This window comes from Pseudomonas flavescens (assembly GCF_013408425.1).
Lineage (GTDB): Bacteria > Pseudomonadota > Gammaproteobacteria > Pseudomonadales > Pseudomonadaceae > Aquipseudomonas > Aquipseudomonas fulva_A.
On the sequence record NZ_JACBYV010000001.1, the window covers coordinates 4,180,931 to 4,196,791 of the forward strand.

At 64.2% G+C, this 15,861-nt stretch carries 15 protein-coding genes; 5 read left to right on the top strand and 10 right to left on the bottom strand.

Annotation, left to right across the window (positions count from 1 at the left end):
• Positions 1–13: 13 nt before the first annotated feature.
• From hfq to FHR27_RS18830, 6 genes are all read right to left on the bottom strand, one after another.
• Complete coding sequence (gene hfq, locus FHR27_RS18805; RefSeq protein WP_042554464.1) at positions 14–274, bottom strand: RNA chaperone Hfq; 261 nt, start codon at positions 272–274, stop codon at positions 14–16.
• A gap of 113 nt (positions 275–387) precedes the next feature.
• A complete protein-coding gene (gene miaA / locus FHR27_RS18810) occupies positions 388–1,344 on the bottom strand; it encodes a tRNA (adenosine(37)-N6)-dimethylallyltransferase MiaA (protein WP_042554463.1) in 957 nt (318 codons plus the stop codon).
• A gap of 70 nt (positions 1,345–1,414) precedes the next feature.
• A complete protein-coding gene (gene mutL, locus FHR27_RS18815; protein ID WP_179539277.1) occupies positions 1,415–3,289 on the bottom strand; it encodes a DNA mismatch repair endonuclease MutL in 1,875 nt (624 codons plus the stop codon).
• Positions 3,286–4,716, bottom strand: a complete 1,431-nt coding sequence (locus FHR27_RS18820) for an N-acetylmuramoyl-L-alanine amidase (RefSeq protein WP_373565162.1) — start codon at positions 4,714–4,716, stop codon at positions 3,286–3,288. The genes mutL and FHR27_RS18820 overlap by 4 nt, the downstream gene beginning before the upstream one ends.
• A gap of 8 nt (positions 4,717–4,724) precedes the next feature.
• Positions 4,725–5,192 carry a tRNA (adenosine(37)-N6)-threonylcarbamoyltransferase complex ATPase subunit type 1 TsaE gene (gene tsaE / locus FHR27_RS18825; protein WP_042554460.1) on the bottom strand — a complete coding sequence of 156 codons (468 nt, stop codon included), beginning with the start codon at positions 5,190–5,192 and terminating at the stop codon, positions 4,725–4,727.
• Positions 5,180–6,670, bottom strand: coding sequence for an NAD(P)H-hydrate dehydratase (locus FHR27_RS18830; protein WP_179539278.1), 1,491 nt, complete (start codon positions 6,668–6,670; stop codon positions 5,180–5,182). The genes tsaE and FHR27_RS18830 overlap by 13 nt, the downstream gene beginning before the upstream one ends.
• Positions 6,671–6,727: 57 nt before the next feature.
• On the opposite strand from FHR27_RS18830, the gene queG reads away from it, so the two are divergent.
• The gene (queG, locus tag FHR27_RS18835) at positions 6,728–7,795 is read left to right on the top strand and encodes a tRNA epoxyqueuosine(34) reductase QueG (RefSeq protein ID WP_179539279.1); all 1,068 of its coding nucleotides are present in this window, start codon (positions 6,728–6,730) and stop codon (positions 7,793–7,795) included.
• A gap of 62 nt (positions 7,796–7,857) precedes the next feature.
• Here the strand turns inward: queG and orn are convergent, their stop codons facing one another.
• Both orn and FHR27_RS18845 read right to left on the bottom strand, forming a co-directional pair.
• Complete coding sequence (orn, locus tag FHR27_RS18840) at positions 7,858–8,400, bottom strand: oligoribonuclease (protein ID WP_042554457.1); 543 nt, start codon at positions 8,398–8,400, stop codon at positions 7,858–7,860.
• Positions 8,401–8,427: 27 nt separating this feature from the next.
• The gene (locus tag FHR27_RS18845; RefSeq protein ID WP_042554456.1) at positions 8,428–9,243 is read right to left on the bottom strand and encodes a class I SAM-dependent methyltransferase; all 816 of its coding nucleotides are present in this window, start codon (positions 9,241–9,243) and stop codon (positions 8,428–8,430) included.
• A 117-nt stretch (positions 9,244–9,360) separates the two neighbouring features.
• Between FHR27_RS18845 and rsgA the strand changes: the two genes are divergently transcribed.
• Complete coding sequence (rsgA, locus tag FHR27_RS18850; RefSeq protein ID WP_042554455.1) at positions 9,361–10,392, top strand: small ribosomal subunit biogenesis GTPase RsgA; 1,032 nt, start codon at positions 9,361–9,363, stop codon at positions 10,390–10,392.
• A gap of 71 nt (positions 10,393–10,463) precedes the next feature.
• Here rsgA and motB read toward each other — a convergent pair whose 3' ends face one another.
• Together motB and motA are read right to left on the bottom strand one after the other, a co-directional pair.
• Positions 10,464–11,492 carry a flagellar motor protein MotB gene (motB, locus tag FHR27_RS18855; RefSeq protein WP_042554454.1) on the bottom strand — a complete coding sequence of 343 codons (1,029 nt, stop codon included), beginning with the start codon at positions 11,490–11,492 and terminating at the stop codon, positions 10,464–10,466.
• 5 nt (positions 11,493–11,497) lie between these two features.
• Entirely contained in the window at positions 11,498–12,349 is an 852-nt protein-coding gene (gene motA, locus FHR27_RS18860) for a flagellar motor stator protein MotA (RefSeq protein WP_042554453.1), read from the bottom strand.
• 120 nt (positions 12,350–12,469) lie between these two features.
• On the opposite strand from motA, the gene FHR27_RS18865 reads away from it, so the two are divergent.
• The 3 genes from FHR27_RS18865 (at position 12,470) to asd (ending at position 15,781) form a co-directional block, all read left to right on the top strand.
• Complete coding sequence (locus FHR27_RS18865; RefSeq protein ID WP_042554452.1) at positions 12,470–13,981, top strand: HDOD domain-containing protein; 1,512 nt, start codon at positions 12,470–12,472, stop codon at positions 13,979–13,981.
• A gap of 68 nt (positions 13,982–14,049) precedes the next feature.
• Complete coding sequence (locus FHR27_RS18870) at positions 14,050–14,865, top strand: rhodanese-like domain-containing protein (RefSeq protein ID WP_042554451.1); 816 nt, start codon at positions 14,050–14,052, stop codon at positions 14,863–14,865.
• A 64-nt stretch (positions 14,866–14,929) separates the two neighbouring features.
• On the top strand, positions 14,930–15,781 hold the full coding sequence (gene asd, locus FHR27_RS18875; RefSeq protein WP_042554450.1) for an archaetidylserine decarboxylase: 852 nt from the start codon (positions 14,930–14,932) through the stop codon (positions 15,779–15,781).
• The last annotated feature ends 80 nt before the right edge of the window (positions 15,782–15,861 follow it).

A 15,861-nucleotide genomic window follows, 5' to 3' on the forward strand; every position in this document is an offset into this window, starting at 1 on the left:
GCAGCCCCCTGGATTAAGCGTTGCCTGGCTCGGACTCAGCCTGTTCGGACTCGGAAGCACTCGGCAGACGAACCGGACGGCTCGGTACCACAGTGGAGATAGCATGCTTGTAGACCATCTGGCTGACGGTGTTCTTCAGCAGGATGACGAACTGATCGAAGGACTCGATCTGGCCCTGCAGCTTGATGCCGTTGACCAGATAGATGGAAACAGGGACGCGTTCCTTACGCAGGGTGTTCAGGTAAGGGTCTTGTAGCGAATGCCCTTTTGACATGTGCCGCACTCCTAAATGGATCGATAATTGAATAGTTTTTGAACGGTTTTCTTTAACCAGTAAAACGGCTTTGGCACGTCTTCCCCCAAGGATAGACGGCCCGCGGCGAGGTCTCAGGTCAATATGGAGACCGTCGCCAAGTATTTCAAGGCACGTGGCAGATTGTCGCAATCGAGACTGTCCAACCAGTGCACATTTTCCCAACTACGCAACCAGGTGAACTGCCGCTTGGCCAGTTGACGAGTGGCGATGATACCCCGCTCACGCATCAACGGCGCGCTCAGACGCCCTTCCAGATGTTCCCACACTTGCCGGTAACCCACGGCCCTTATGGACGGCAACTCGGCGTGCAGGTCACCTCGCCGATGCAGGCGTTCGACCTCGGCGACGAAGCCCTGTTCCAGCATCAGATCAAATCGTTGCGCGATTCGTTCGTGCAGCGTCTGTCGCTGGGCCGGCGCGATCGCCAGTTGCGCGACAGTATAGGGGAAACGCCCCGCTCCTGAGCTGTCTTCGTTCTGACGCAGACGCAATTCGCTCATGGTCATGCCGCTGACCTTGAAGACTTCCAGGGCGCGCACCAGACGCTGCGGGTCATTGGGGTGGATGCGCGCCGCCGATTGCGGGTCCACGGCATGCAATTGCTCGTGCAGCACATGCCAGCCGTCGCGCTGACCACGCGCCTCTAGCCCGGCTCGGACCTCGGCGTCGGCTCCGGGCATGTCGGCCAGGCCATCGAGCAGGGTCTTGAAGTAGAGCATGGTGCCGCCCACCAGCAGGGGAATGCGCCCCCGCGCGGTGATTTCGGCCATGACCGCCAGCGCATCGCGACGAAACTCGGCAGCCGAATACGCATCGGCCGGATCACGAATGTCCACCAGATGGTGAGGAAACGCCTCCAGCGTGGCCCTGTCGGGCTTGGCGGTACCGATATCCATCCCCCGGTAGACCAGCGCGGAATCCACGCTGACCAGCTCGCAGGGCAGCACGCGCGCCAGCGCCAGGGCCAGGTCGGTCTTGCCGGCAGCGGTCGGGCCCATCAGAAAGATGGCGGGAGGAAGGCAGGACATCGACAGGACTCGGATAAACGGCGGCCCATTTTCAGGGCACGGGCCGTCACTCGCAAGCACGACCCGCCGGTTACTGGCCGCGCATGAACAATTTGTCCAGCTGGTCCATGCTCACCTGCGTCCAAGTCGGCCGGCCGTGATTGCATTGACCACTGCGCTCGGTCTGCTCCATGTCGCGCAGCAAGCCATTCATCTCCGGCAGGGTGAGCCGGCGATTGGCACGCACCGCACCATGGCAGGCCATGGTGCCCAGCAGTTCATTGAGGTGAGCCTGAATACGATCGCTGGTACCGTATTCGAGCAGATCGGAGAGCACATCGCTGACCAGACGCGTCGCCTCGGCCTGCTTGAGCAGCGCCGGGATCTGACGGATCGCCAGGGTTTCCGGGCCCAGACGCTGCAGCTCGAAGCCCAGCTTCTGGAACCACTGGCCATGTTCCTCCGCACAATCGGCCTCGCGCTGGCTCACCGCGATGGACTCCGGCACCAGCAGTGGCTGGCCGCGCAGCCCTTCGCTGGCCATCGCCACCTTGAGACGCTCGTACATGATGCGCTCGTGGGCGGCGTGCATATCCACGACCACCAGGCCATGAGCGCTTTCGGCAAGAATGTAGATGCCCTTGAGTTGAGCGATGGCGTAGCCGAGAGGCGGAATATCACCCTGTGCGTCCGGCAGTGAGACAGGAGCACTGCCCGCGGGCATCGGTGCGAAGAACTCCCGATACACACCCTGGGCTTCGGCCGCAGGTAGCGACGCCTCGCTGCGCTGCCCCTGATAGCCGGCGCCCGGAGAACGCCAGACGGACTCCGCAGGGCGCTCCAGCACGCTGGCTGCCAGGCCCATCTCGCCCTGGGGGCCGAATTCGCCAGCAGCCTGGCCGGTAGGCCGCAGCATGGTTTCGACGGCCGCCGGCGTGGCCAGTTGATCTTCAGGCCGCACTTCGCCCAGCGCCCGGTGCAGGGTGCCGTAGAGGAAGTCATGAACCGTGCGCCCCTCACGGAAGCGCACCTCGTGCTTGGTGGGATGCACGTTCACATCCACCGCCGTCGGATCGATCTCCAGAAACAGCACGAAGGTCGGGTGGCGACCATTGAACAGCACATCGCGATAAGCCTGGCGCACCGCATGGGCGACCAGCTTGTCGCGCACCATGCGACCGTTGACATAGAAGTACTGCAGATCCGCCTGACTACGGGAGAAGGTCGGCAAGCCGACCCAGCCCCACAGGTGCAGGCCGTTGCGTTCGATGTCGATGGGCAGCGCCTGCTCGAGGAAACCCGAACTGCAGACCGACGCGACCCGCCGGGCGCGACTGGCGTCGTCGTTGGCCTCGTGCAGCGAGAGAATGTTCTTGCCGTTGTGGCGCAGGTGAAAGGCCACGTCGAAGCGCGCCAGCGCCAGGCGCTTGATCACTTCCTGCAGGTGATCGAACTCGGTCTTCTCGGCCTTCAGGAACTTGCGCCGTGCCGGGGTATTGAAGAACAGGTCACGCACTTCCACCGACGTGCCGACCGGGTGCGCGGCGGGCTGCACGCGAGGCTGCATGTCACGGCCTTCGGTCTCCACCTGCCAGGCCTGATCGGCATCGGCAGTGCGCGAGGTGAGGGTCAGCCGTGCGACCGAACTGATCGATGCCAGGGCCTCACCGCGAAAGCCCATGCTCATGACCTGTTCGAGATCCTCGAGCTCGCGAATCTTGCTGGTGGCGTGGCGAGCCAGAGCCAGCGGCAGGTCATCGGCGGCGATGCCACGACCGTCGTCACGCACCCGCAGCAGCTTGACGCCACCCTGCTCGACATCCACCTCGATCCGCTTGGCGCCCGAGTCCAGGCTGTTTTCCAGCAGCTCCTTGATCACCGAGGCCGGGCGTTCGACCACCTCGCCGGCGGCGATCTGGTTGGCCAGCCGCGGGCTCAGCAGCTGGATGCGCATCGCTTCACTCATGGCTGGGCAGCCAGCGAAGTGGCGGGGATCTGCAGGGTCTGGCCGACCTTGATCACATCGGACTTGAGGGAGTTGGCACTGCGCAACGTGGCCAGGCTGATCTGGTAGCGCTGGGCGATCAACGCCAGGCTTTCGCCGGAACTGACCCGATGCTCGCGTGGCCCCTGGGCGATCTTGCCGTTGTCACGCAGCCAGGCGATATAGGTACCAGGTGGCGGGTTCTGCTCGAAGAACTGCTTCACGCCGGTGACGATCGAGCGCGACAGGCTCTGCTGGTGGCTGGCGGAATGCAGCTTGCGCGCCTCGCTGGGGTTGGAGATGAAGCCGGTTTCCACCAGGATCGACGGAATGTCCGGCGATTTCAGCACCATGAAACCCGCCTGTTCGACCCGGCGCTTGTGCAGCGGCGTGACTTGGCCCATCTGCCCGAGAACCTTCTGGCCAACGTTCAAGCTGGACGACAACGACGCCGTCATCGACAAATCGAGCAGCACGCCAGCGAGCATCCTGTCCTTGTCTTCGAGGCTGACGTTGCCGGCCCCACCGATCAGGTCGGACTGGTTTTCCGCATCCGCCAACCAGCGGGCGGTTTCGGAGGTGGCACCACGATCCGACAGCGCATATACCGAGGCACCGAACGCCGCAGCCCGGGGCGCGGCATCGGCATGAATGGACACGAACAGATCGGCGCCCTTCTTGCGGGCGATCTCGGTGCGCTTGCGCAGCGGGATGAAATAGTCGCCGGTACGCACCAGTTCGGCACGGAAACCTTTCTGGGCATTGATCTGGCGCTGCAACTCCTTGGCGATGGACAGGGTCACGTGCTTCTCGAGCTGCCCCTTGACCGGCCCCAGAGCCCCGGGGTCCTCGCCACCGTGCCCAGCGTCGATGGCGATCACGATATCGCGCTTGCCGCCTGGCACCGGCGCCAGCTTGGGCGGCGCCTGGGTCGGCGTGACCGGCACTGGCGGCGCACTGGCCGTGGTGGTCGACGGCAGGCTTGGCGCGGCGTCCGAGGCTTGGTCGAACAGATCGACCACCAGGCGATGGCCATATTGCTGATTCGGTGCCAGCGTGAAACTCTTCGGCGTAACCTGAGATGACAGGTCGATGACCACGCGCAGATCGTCAGGGGTCCGCTGCGCAGAGCGCACGGACGTGATCGGTGTATTGCTCAGCGCGAGCTTGTCCAGCGGCGTCACCAGTTTGGCACCGCTGATATCGATAACGATGCGATCCGGGGCAGACAGGGTAAAGACGCTGTGCTGCACCGGCCCGGAAAGGTCGAAAACCAGACGCGTGTTGTCCGGCGCGCGCCAGAGGCGAACGCTGCGCACATCCGACGCGGCCCACACGTCGACCGCCATGACCGTCAACATCAGCCCGACCGCGATCAATCGCGCGCCTATGCGCATACCCGCCCCCACTTTCTTGTTCATGCTCTGGCAGCCAATTCGGCGCACCAGCTATCACCCTTCGCGCCATGGCTGCGAAGTAGCAGCGACCGGCCACCCGCTCGCGGGGTAATGGTAATGTCCATGTCGGCCTTTGGCAAAACGCCTACACCGCGCTGTGGCCACTCGATCAGGCACAGGGCGTCGCCCTCGAAGTAGTCACGAATCCCCAGAAACTCCAGTTCCTCGGGATCGACCAGCCGGTACAGGTCGAAATGGAAAGCGCGGACCGTGCCGATTTCATAAGGCTCGACCAGTGTGAAGGTGGGGCTCTTGACCGCGCCCCTGTGGCCCAGGCCTTGCAAAATGCCACGCGAGAGCGTGGTCTTGCCCGCTCCGAGGTCGCCTTCGAGGTAGATCACCCCACGTCCTTCGGTGACATTGGCGATACGCGCGCCGAGCGCCAGCATGGCGTCCTCATCGGCGGCGAACAGTTCTATTTCCGACAAGCGGCTCGCTCCTGTAACAAATGGCGGATAGCGTCGCACAGATCGCTCGCCGCCAGACCATTTCCTTTTCCTGCCAGATACTCACCCGCCCCGGCGTGCAGCCAGACGCCCAGGCCTGCAGCCTGCCAGGGCGTGCAACCCTGAGCGATCAGGGCGCCGATCAGCCCGGCCAGCACATCCCCCAGGCCTGCACCGGCCATCACCGGGTCGCCTCGGTCGCAGACCAGCAAGCAGCCCATCGGGTCGGCGATCAGCGTACCGGCACCCTTGAGCACGCAAATCACCTGATAACGCTGGGCCAGCGCCCTGGCAGCAGCCGGACGATCGGCCTGCAACGCCTGAGTCGAGATGCCCAGCAGACGCGCAGCCTCTCCCGGATGCGGGGTCACCACGCTGCCCGGAGGAATACTCACCACCCCCTCGGCCAGCAGATTGAGCGCATCGGCGTCCCAGACCTGCGCGGCCGGCGCCGTCACTGCGACCGACAGCAGGCTGCGTCCCCAGGCGCTCTGGCCAAGCCCGGGCCCGACCACCCACACCGTGATGTTGCCACCAAGCCCATGCAACTGATTGGCCGAGGCGACCGCCAGGCTCATGACTTCCGGCAGACGACTCTGCGCTGCCGCGAGATGCTCGCCGCGGGTCGCCAGGGAGACCCTACCGGCACCGCTGCGCAGGGCACTGTGCGCCGACAGCAGCGCAGCACCACCCGTGCCGTGATCGCCGCCGACCACCAGTACATGCCCAAGCTGGCCCTTGTGAGCGGTTGGTGCCCGCGCGGGCAGGTGCGGCAGAACATCGCCGGCCAGACGCTGCGCCACCCACGACTGGTTCGCGACATTCGACTGCAGGTCGTCGAACAGCAGGCGGCCGACATGGTCGAGCGCCTGGCCTACAAACAGGCCCACCTTCAAGCCGATCAGGGTCACGGTGAGCTGGGCGGCCACCGCCACGCCCAGCACCTGGCCGGTATCGGCGCAGATACCCGAAGGGATATCCACCGCCAACACGGGGCGAGCGCTATGATTCATCCATTCGATGGCCGCCGCGTAAGGCTCGCGCACGGCGCCTGCCAGACCGGTGCCAAGCAATGCGTCGACGAGCACGCCCCGTGCTTCGTGGCCTGCCTCCCAGGCAAGCACTTCGACACCGGCGGCCAGGGCCTCATCGCGGGCCAGCGCCGCGTCGCCCTGCAGACGCTGCGGCTCGGCCACCGCCAGCACACGAACCTGCCACCCGGCACGCACTGCCAGCACGGCCAGCAGATACCCATCACCGGCATTATTACCGTGACCGGCCAGCACGGTGACCGCACCGGCATCCGGCCAGCTGCGGCGCAGGGCCCGCCAAATGGCGTGCGCAGCACGCTGCATGAGCGCGAAACCGGGCGTGCCGGCAGCGATCAGCTCGGCGTCCAGCGCGCGCACCTGAGCGGCGCTGTAGAGCGCAACGGGAAGATCGTCTGATGAATGCCGCATGCCTGTGCTCCGATGTCTGGCAGAATTATACGTCGACTATCCAGATTCCCGCCCAGCATGACTGACGCCACCCCCGACCTCACCAGCCTCGCCCAGTCCATCAAGGACTGGGGGCGCGAACTGGGCTTCCAGCAGGTTGGCATCAGCGGCTTGGAGCTGGGCGAACACGAGGCGCACCTGCAGCGCTGGCTGGATGCCGGCTACCAGGGCGAGATGGACTATATGGCCGCACATGGCCGCAAACGTTCACATCCGGACGAACTGGTACCCGGCACCCTGCGGGTGGTCTCGCTGCGCATGGACTACCTGCCCGGCGACACACAGATGGCGCAACGCCTGCAGGAACCTGAAAAGGCCTACGTCTCGCGCTACGCCCTGGGCCGTGATTACCACAAACTGATCCGCAAACGCCTGCAACAATTGGCCGAGCGCATTCAGCAGGCCATCGGGCCATTCGGCTACCGCGCCTTCGTCGACAGCGCACCGGTGCTGGAAAAGGCCATTGCCGAACAGTCGGGCCTGGGCTGGATCGGCAAGAACACGCTGGTACTCAACCGCAAGGCCGGCAGCTACTTCTTTCTCGGTGAGCTGTTCGTCGACATCCCGCTGCCCGAGGACCCGCCCCACGGCAGCGAACACTGTGGTCGCTGCAGCGCCTGCCTGGACGTCTGCCCGACGGCGGCCTTCGTCGGCCCTTACGTGCTCGATGCACGGCGCTGCATCTCCTACCTGACCATCGAACTGAAAGGTCCGATACCCGAGGATCTGCGCGCTCCCATTGGCAACCGCGTGTTCGGCTGCGACGACTGCCAGATGGTCTGCCCCTGGAACCGCTTCGCCAAAGCCACCGAGCAGGGCGACTTCCAGCCACGGCACAGCCTGGACAACGCCGAGCTGGCCGAGCTGTTTCGCTGGAGCGAGGAGGAGTTTCTCAGCCGCACCGAGGGCTCACCGCTGCGCCGCGCCGGCTACGAGCGCTGGCTGCGCAACCTGGCCGTCGGTTTGGGCAACGCACCGTCGACCATCCCGGTGCTGGAAGCGCTGCAAGCGCGCCGCGAGTATCCGTCTGAGCTGGTGCGCGAGCACGTGCAGTGGGCGCTGGATCAACACGCCAGACGCGCCTAGGGTTACGCCTTCGGCCAACCCAGGCTACTGGCTTCTAGGCTTGCGGCTTGACGCTGCCGCCCTCAGACCTTGAGCAGGTGCTGGCGGTAGTACTTGAGCTCGGCGATCGACTCGCGGATGTCGTCCAGCGCCTGATGGCTGCCTTTTTTCAGAAAGCCATCCTTAACCCCAGGCGCCCAGCGCTCGGCGAGAATCTTCAGGGTCGAGACATCCAGGTAGCGGTAGTGGAAGTAGGCTTCCAGTGTCGGCATGTAGCGGTAGAGGAAGCGGCGGTCCTGCCCGATGCTGTTGCCGCAGATCGGCGACTTGCCCTTCGGCACCCACTTTTCCAGGAAGGCGATGGTCTGCGCTTCGGCTTCGGCCTGGCTGACACGGCTCTCGCGAACCCGCTGGGTGAGGCCGCTTTCACCGTGGGTGCGCGTGTTCCACTCGTCCATGGCGGCCAGGCGTTCATCGCTCTGGTGCACGGCGATCACCGGGCCTTCGGCCAGCACATTGAGCTCGGTGTCGGTGACGATGGTGGCCATCTCGATGATGACGTCCGTCTCGGGATCGAGACCGGTCATTTCCAGGTCGATCCAGATCAGGTTCTGTGGATTCTGCATGCTGCGCTCCTCTGTAGTGCCGCCATTCTAGCTAATCGCCGCGCCCTGCGCGCCGTCGATCTCCCAGAGCAGCAGGCGCGAATCGCGCCAGTCCTTCAACTGCACCACACGCTGCGGCGCCACACCGGGAATGTCGAAGGTGTTGCTGATCAGCCAGGCACCTGCTGGCAGCTCGAGCCGGGCCTTGTCCCAGAGCGCCGGCATGGGCGCCGGGGACAGGAAGCAGTAGGCCACGTCGATCGCGGCAAGGTCGCTGCGCCAGAGGTTCTGGTAACGAATCTGGCAATTGCGTTGACCGATGCTGCGCAGCCAGGCGATGGCATAGGACAGCGGCGCAGTCTCGACGCCGGTGAAGCGGGCCTGGGGAAAGCGCCGCGCCAGCCATAACAGCGTGCCCGCCGGGCCGCAGCCGAGATCGACGAAAGCGAAGCGCTCACCCCGCTCCTCCAGCAACCGCGCCAGCTCGCGACGGCTACCAGCGCCGGTGAGGTACAGCGGCACCCGCTCGGAGAAACTGTTCCAGTTGAACAGCAACAGCAGCAGGAACCCGAGCAGAAACAGCCAGGACGGCAACGGTGCTCCACTGGCCAGCAGCAGAGCGGGCGCGAACAGCAGGTTCAGCCACCACCACCAGCGCGACAGGCCGAACCAGCGCGCCAGGCTGGCCGACAGCAGGCCATGCAGCAGACCGGCCGCCAGCGGACTTGGCCGCCAGCTGGACAACTGCGCGACAGCGACAATGGCCAGCCCCATGCACAGGGTGACGACGAGCTGGATCAGCAATGCCAGCAACGCTGGGTAGCGCTCACCCAACCGATGCAGCGCGCGATAAAAGACGGCCATGCCACAAGGCTCAATGAAAGATGGATGGCCAGTCTAGCGCTGGCATGCGCAAATTGCCGCCCTCGGGGCATGCTAGACTCGCCTCCATTTTCAGCGCATCACACACTCGGAAGCCCCATGGCCAAACGCCAACTCAACCGCCGGCAAAACTGGCGCATCGAAAAAATCCAGGGCGAACGTGCCGCACGTGCGGCCAAACGCGAATCCCGCGTGGTGGAAACCCTGGAAGGCGGCGATCTGGGCCCGGAACAGACCGGCCTGGTGATCGCTCACTTCGGTGTGCAAGTGGAAGTCGAGGCCACGGACGGCGAGCTGTCAGGCCAGATTTTCCGCTGCCACCTGCGCGCCAACCTGCCGACTCTGGTTACCGGCGACCGGGTGGTGTGGCGCCCCGGCAACCAGGGTATTGGCGTGATCGTCGCCCAACTGCCACGCGACACCGAGCTGTGTCGCCCGGACACCCGTGGCCAACTCAAGCCGGTAGCGGCCAACGTCGATCTGATCGTCATCGTCTTCGCGCCACTGCCCGAGCCCCATGCCAACCTGATCGACCGCTACCTGGTTGCAGCCGAGCATGCTGGCATCCGCCCACTGCTGCTGCTCAACAAGGCCGATCTGATCGATGCACAGAATGAAACGGCGCTGAACGCATTGCTCGGCGTGTACCGCCAGTTGGGTTACCCGCTGCTGGAAGTGTCTGCCCTGGAAGGTGATGGCATGGAGCAGCTCAAGCAGCAGCTCGATGGCAATATCAGCGTATTCGTCGGCCAGTCCGGTGTGGGCAAGTCGTCGCTGGTCAACAGCCTGCTACCGGGCGTCGACACCCGAGTCGGCCCCTTGTCCGAACTGACCGGCAAGGGCACACACACCACCACCACGGCACGGCTGTTCCATTTCCCCGGTGGCGGCCAGCTGATCGACTCACCGGGTATCCGGGAATTCGGTCTGGTGCACGTTAGCCGGGACGACGTGGAGGCTGGCTTCATCGAGTTCGCCGAGCTGCTCGGCCATTGCCGCTTCCGCGACTGCAAGCACGACCGCGAGCCAGGCTGTGCACTGCTCAAGGCATTGGAGGATGGGCGCATTCAGCCGCAGCGGATGAACAGCTACCGGCACATTCTCGCCAGCCTGCCGGAGGCCGAGTACTGAATGAGGGCAGCAGCGCCCATGCACCACTGCCCGGGCGTACCCACTCAGCGGGCTTTGGCCATGCAGGCCGATCACTCCTCGGGCTGATCCACCTGCAGCGTGCCGTCTTCGAAGATGTTCAACCGTTCACGCACTTGCTCGTTGGATAACGGCGCACCAGCCGGTGCACCAGTACCACCAGCACCACCAGCGGGCGCATCCGGTGCTGGATCGGGCGCCAGCTCGCCGCCACCCTGCTCACCTTCGATGTTGCGCTGAGCCTTCTTGGTCAGCACCACGATATCGATACGGCGATTGACCGGATTGAACGGATCGTTGCGGTCGAACAACGCCGAAGATGCATACCCGACCACCCGCGCCACCTGAGCATCGTCGTAACCTGCTGCGATCAACACCCGACGCGCGGCGTTGGCGCGGTTGGCCGACAGCTCCCAGTTGCCGAAACCACCAGCGCCGGCGAACGGCTTGGCATCGGTATGACCGCTGACGCTGATCTTGTTCGGTACCGCCTTGATGGTGTCGGTCAGGGCGAACAGGATGTCCTCGAAATAGGGCTGCAACTGGGCGCTGCCCAGGGCGAACATGGGCCGGTTCTCGGCATCGACGATCTGAATGCGCAGACCGTCCTGGGTAATCTCGAAAAGAATCTGATCCTTGAAACGCTGCAACTGCGGGTCCTGCTCGACCTTGTTCTGCAGTTCCTGCAGCAGCAACTCCAGACGCTCGCGCTCCACCTCTTCGGCCTTGGCCTCGGCCTGCTCGGCGTCCAGTTCGGCAGGATCCTTGGGATCAGTGTCCGCTTCGTCCCCCGGCGCCTCCTGGGGCTGTTCGTTGAGGGTGCGATCCGGCGATGGGGTCGGCGAGCCGCCCAGGTCGATGACGTAGGGGCTGGCACTTTCAGAAAAACCGATAGGGTCCTTGAAATAGCCGGAAATCAGCTTCTTCTGCTCGGGCGTGGCCGAGGACATCAGCCACATCACCATGAAGAAGGCCATCATCGCCGTGGCGAAGTCGGCGAAGGCGATCTTCCAGGCACCACCATGGTGGCCCCCGGCGACCTTCTTGACCCGCTTGACGATAATCGGCTGGTTGTTTTCCATGGTGCTTAGTTCCCGCGCATTGCCTGTTCAAGCTCGCTGAAGCTTGGGCGGTGCGCCGGGTAGAGGGTCTTGCGCGAGAACTCCACCGCCAGCGACGGCGGCATCCCGGAAGCGGAGGCGACCAGGCCAGCCTTGATGGCCTCGTAGACGTTCAGTTCTTCCTTGGCATCGTGTTCGAGGGCGGCGGCCAATGGACCGAAAAAACCATAGGAGGCGAGAATGCCGAGAAAGGTACCGACCAGTGCCGTACCGACTTTCTCGCCAATCTGCGCGTTGTCCGCCTCGGCCAGGATCGACATGGTGATCACGATACCCAGTACAGCCGCCACGATACCCATGGCCGGCATGCCGTCGGCGATCTTCGCCACGGCATGGGCGGGATGCTCGAGTTCCTCCTTCAGGCCAACCAGTTCCATGTCGAACAGGCCTTCCAGTTCGTGCGGCGCCATGTTGCCCGAGGACATGATGCGCAGGTAATCGCAGATGAAGGCGACCATGCGCTCATCACCCAACACCGCCGGATACTTGCTGAAGATCGGGCTGGCCGCGGGATCCTCGAGATCGGCCTCGATGGCCATCATCCCTTCACGGCGCGCCTTGTTGAGGATCTCGTAGAGCAGGCGCAGCACTTCCAGGTAGTAATCATGGGTAAAGCGCGACTTGAACATCTTCAACGACTTCTTGAGGACGGTCATGAACATGCTGCCCGGGTTGGCCTGCAGAAACGCGCCCAGCGCGGCACCGCCGATGATCAACACCTCGAAGGGATGCACCAGCGCCATGAGTTTGCCGCCAGACGCGACGAAACCGCCAAAGACGCAAGCGAAGACAACGATGATGCCGATGATTTTGGCCATAAGGAAAACTTACTGAAGTGAAAAGAAAGGGAATGCACGAAACACCCCTTCTACTTATCGGAAGAGATGCGCGAGACTATAGTCAGTTAAGTCTAAAAAAAGCCATTTTGGCATATCCCCATGGTCGCAAGCACGCCGTTACCGCGCACCCTCGATGCCTGGCTCAAGCAGCTGGACGGTCAGGTGTTGCCCATCCCGACCCACTATCACCAGCAGGTTCGCCGCGCCCTGGGCGATAGCCGCCGCTCGCTGCGCGAGATCGCCGACCTGATGCAGGATAGCCCGGCACTGGTGCTCTGCGTGCTGCGCGAAGCCAATCGCAAGAGCAGCAGCCTTGGCGAAGCGGCAGAAAGCCTGGAAACCGCCCTCAATCGCCTGGGCCTGAAACGCGCCGAAGAGCTTTTGATGCGCATACCGGCCAAGGCTGTCGCCGACATTCCCCAGCCGCTGCGGCAGATCCAGTTGATCAGCCAGCATGCTGCGCAACAGGCCAACGGCCTGTTCGCCGCACGCCTCGCCAGGCTGTGGCAGGAAATCCACTGGGGCAGCCTGCTGTTCCTCTCCCCGGTCTGGGCACTGCTGGCGGCTCACCCTCATCTGTTCGAGGCCTGGGAGCAGCGCGTACTGATCAACGGCGAACGGCCGGCGCGGGTCGAACGCGAGTTGCTGGGCATTTCCCTGTTCGAATTGTGCCTGGCGCTGGCCGAACACTGGCGCCTGCCGGCGTGGATCATTCAGGGCTATCAACTGCTGCTCAACGACCGACGCCTGCTGGCCAAGGCGCTGCGCCTGGCGCGCAAGCACGACGACCCGCTGCGTCAGCAGCAGGAACTGGACGCCGACCCGACGCTGCAGCGTTGGCTGACCCAGCCGGCCAACAGCATCCTGCTGGCCAACGTGCTGGCCGTTTCCGCGCACAACGCCTGGACCGGCAGTCACACCCGGCGCTGGCAGCGGCTCAACAGCCTGTACCTGCAGATGCCACTGCCGGAGCTGCACCAGCACATCCATCAGAATGCTGCGCAAAGCGCACGGCAGCTGGACACCACCGACCTCTGGCACCCGGCCGAGGCACTGCTCTGGCCCTGGAACGTACGGCACTTCCAGCCGCCCAAGCCGGCGCCAACGTCGCCACTCGCCGACTGGCGACAACTGTGCGCTCAACTGCTCGCCCAGCCGACGGCGTTCAGCAACGTGCAGCAACTCACCACCTGCGCCCGCCAGGCCTTGCAGGCGACCGGCCTGTCGCGCCTGCTCATGCTGCTCGCCGACCGCACCCACAGCCGCCTGCAGGTGCAACAGCATGCTGGCGTCGACGCCACCGCCAGCGGCCTGGCTGTCGACCCGGCGCAAAGCCAGGTGCTGCGTCGCCTGCTGCAGACGCCTGCGCAATTGCGTCTCACGCCCGCCAATATCGCCCAGTTTTCCGCGCTGCTGCCGGGCAATCTGAAGGCCCTGCTGCCCAGTGAGCACCTGCTGATCCGCTCCCTGGCCAGCAACGACCGGGTGGTGATGATCCTGTTCGCCGATCTGCACGGCAAACCGATCAGCGATACCGCTTTGCAGGCGTTCGCCAAGACCGCGCAATGCATAGAGCGCGCCCTGGACACGTTCAGCAAACGTAAGCGCTGAACCGCGGCTCTTTTCCCAGGCCATGGCTGCGCTACAATCCCGTTCTCATTTCTGCCAACGAGGCCCGTATGACTGCCTTCGACGAACTGCCGCTGGTCATCGAGCCCGCGCACCTCGCTACGCGCCTGGAAGAACCGAGCCTGATTCTGGTCGACCTGAGCAGCCGTGCTCGTTATGAGGCCGGGCACATTCCCGGCGCCCGTTTCGTCGACAGCAAACGCACTCAGTTGGGCAGACCGCCGGCACCTGGCCTGCTACCCCAACAGGCGGCACTGGAGCAATTGTTCAGCGAGCTTGGCCATCACCCGCACGCCACCTACGTGGTTTACGACGATGAGGGCGGCGGCTGGGCTGGGCGCTTCATCTGGTTGCTGGATGTAATCGGCCACCCGCGCTATCACTTTCTCAACGGTGGCCTGACCGCCTGGGAGGCTGAGCAGCGTCCGCTGGATCAGGCTGTGCCCGAACCGAAAAGCACACCGGTGCGGCTGTCGCTGAGCGACGAGCCGACGGCCAGCCTCGATTACCTGAAGTCGCGCCTGGGCGCCGACGATCTGGCCATCTGGGATGCCCGTTCGCTGGAGGAGTACCGCGGCGAAAAGGTACAGGCCGCCAGGGGGGGGCATATTCCCGGCGCCATCCACTTCGAGTGGACGGCCGGCATGGATCCCGCCCGCGGCCTGCGTATCCGCGAGGATATCGGCCAGCAGTTGAACCAGTTGGGCCTGAGCGCCGACAAGGAAATCATCACCCACTGCCAGAGCCATCGCCGCTCCGGCTTCACCTATCTGGTGGCCAAGGCCCTGGGCTACCCACGGGTCAAGGCCTACGCCGGCTCGTGGAGCGAATGGGGCAATCTTTCCGATACACCTGTCGAACAGTGAGTGCGACTTGATTGTCCACTTGTAATTCGCCCGGCAAGAAATGCCGGGCTGCCAAGGAATAAAGATGAAAGAACGCCTGTTTATCCTCAGCCAGTACCTGACTCCGCATCACCTGCTGTCGCGCCTGATCGGCTGCGCAGCCGAATGCCGGGCACCCTGGTTCAAGAATCGCCTGATCACCTGGTTCGCCAAGCAGTATCAGGTCGACATGAGCGAGGCGCAGGTCGAGGATCCGACTGCATTCGAACACTTCAACGCATTCTTCACCCGCGCCCTGAAAGAAGGCGCCCGCCCGCTGGACAATCTGCCTGGCGCGGTACTCTGCCCCGCGGACGGTGCCGTCAGCCAGCTTGGCCGCATCGAGCACGGCCGGGTATTCCAGGCCAAGGGCCACAGCTACAGCGTGACCGAACTGCTGGGCGGTGACAGCGAACGCGCGGCGCCCTTCATGGGCGGCGATTTCGCCACCGTGTATCTGTCTCCCAAGGACTACCACCGCGTGCATATGCCGCTGGCCGGCACCCTGAAGGAAATGATCTACGTGCCGGGTCGCCTGTTTTCGGTGAACCAGACCACCGCCGAAAACGTTCCCGAGCTGTTCGCCCGCAACGAGCGCGTGGTCTGCCTGTTCGACACCGAACGCGGCCCCATGGCCGTGGTACTGGTTGGCGCGATGATCGTCGCCTCCATCGAAACCGTCTGGGCCGGCCTGATCACGCCGCCCAAGCGGGAACTGAAGACCGTACGCTACGACGAAGCCGCCCGGGCACCGGTCAGCCTCGAGAAGGGTGCGGAGCTGGGCCGTTTCAAGCTCGGTTCCACCGCCATCGTGCTGTTTGGCCCGGAACAGGTGAAATGGGCCGAGGAGCTGGCTGCCAATAGCCCCGTGCGCATGGGCCAATTGCTCGGCCAGTGAACCGGCAGCACGGCCTGCAGCCTTCGCCATGATTGGTGCAAAGGCTGCGACGATGGCCAGATGCTGCTAGAGTCGCCTCA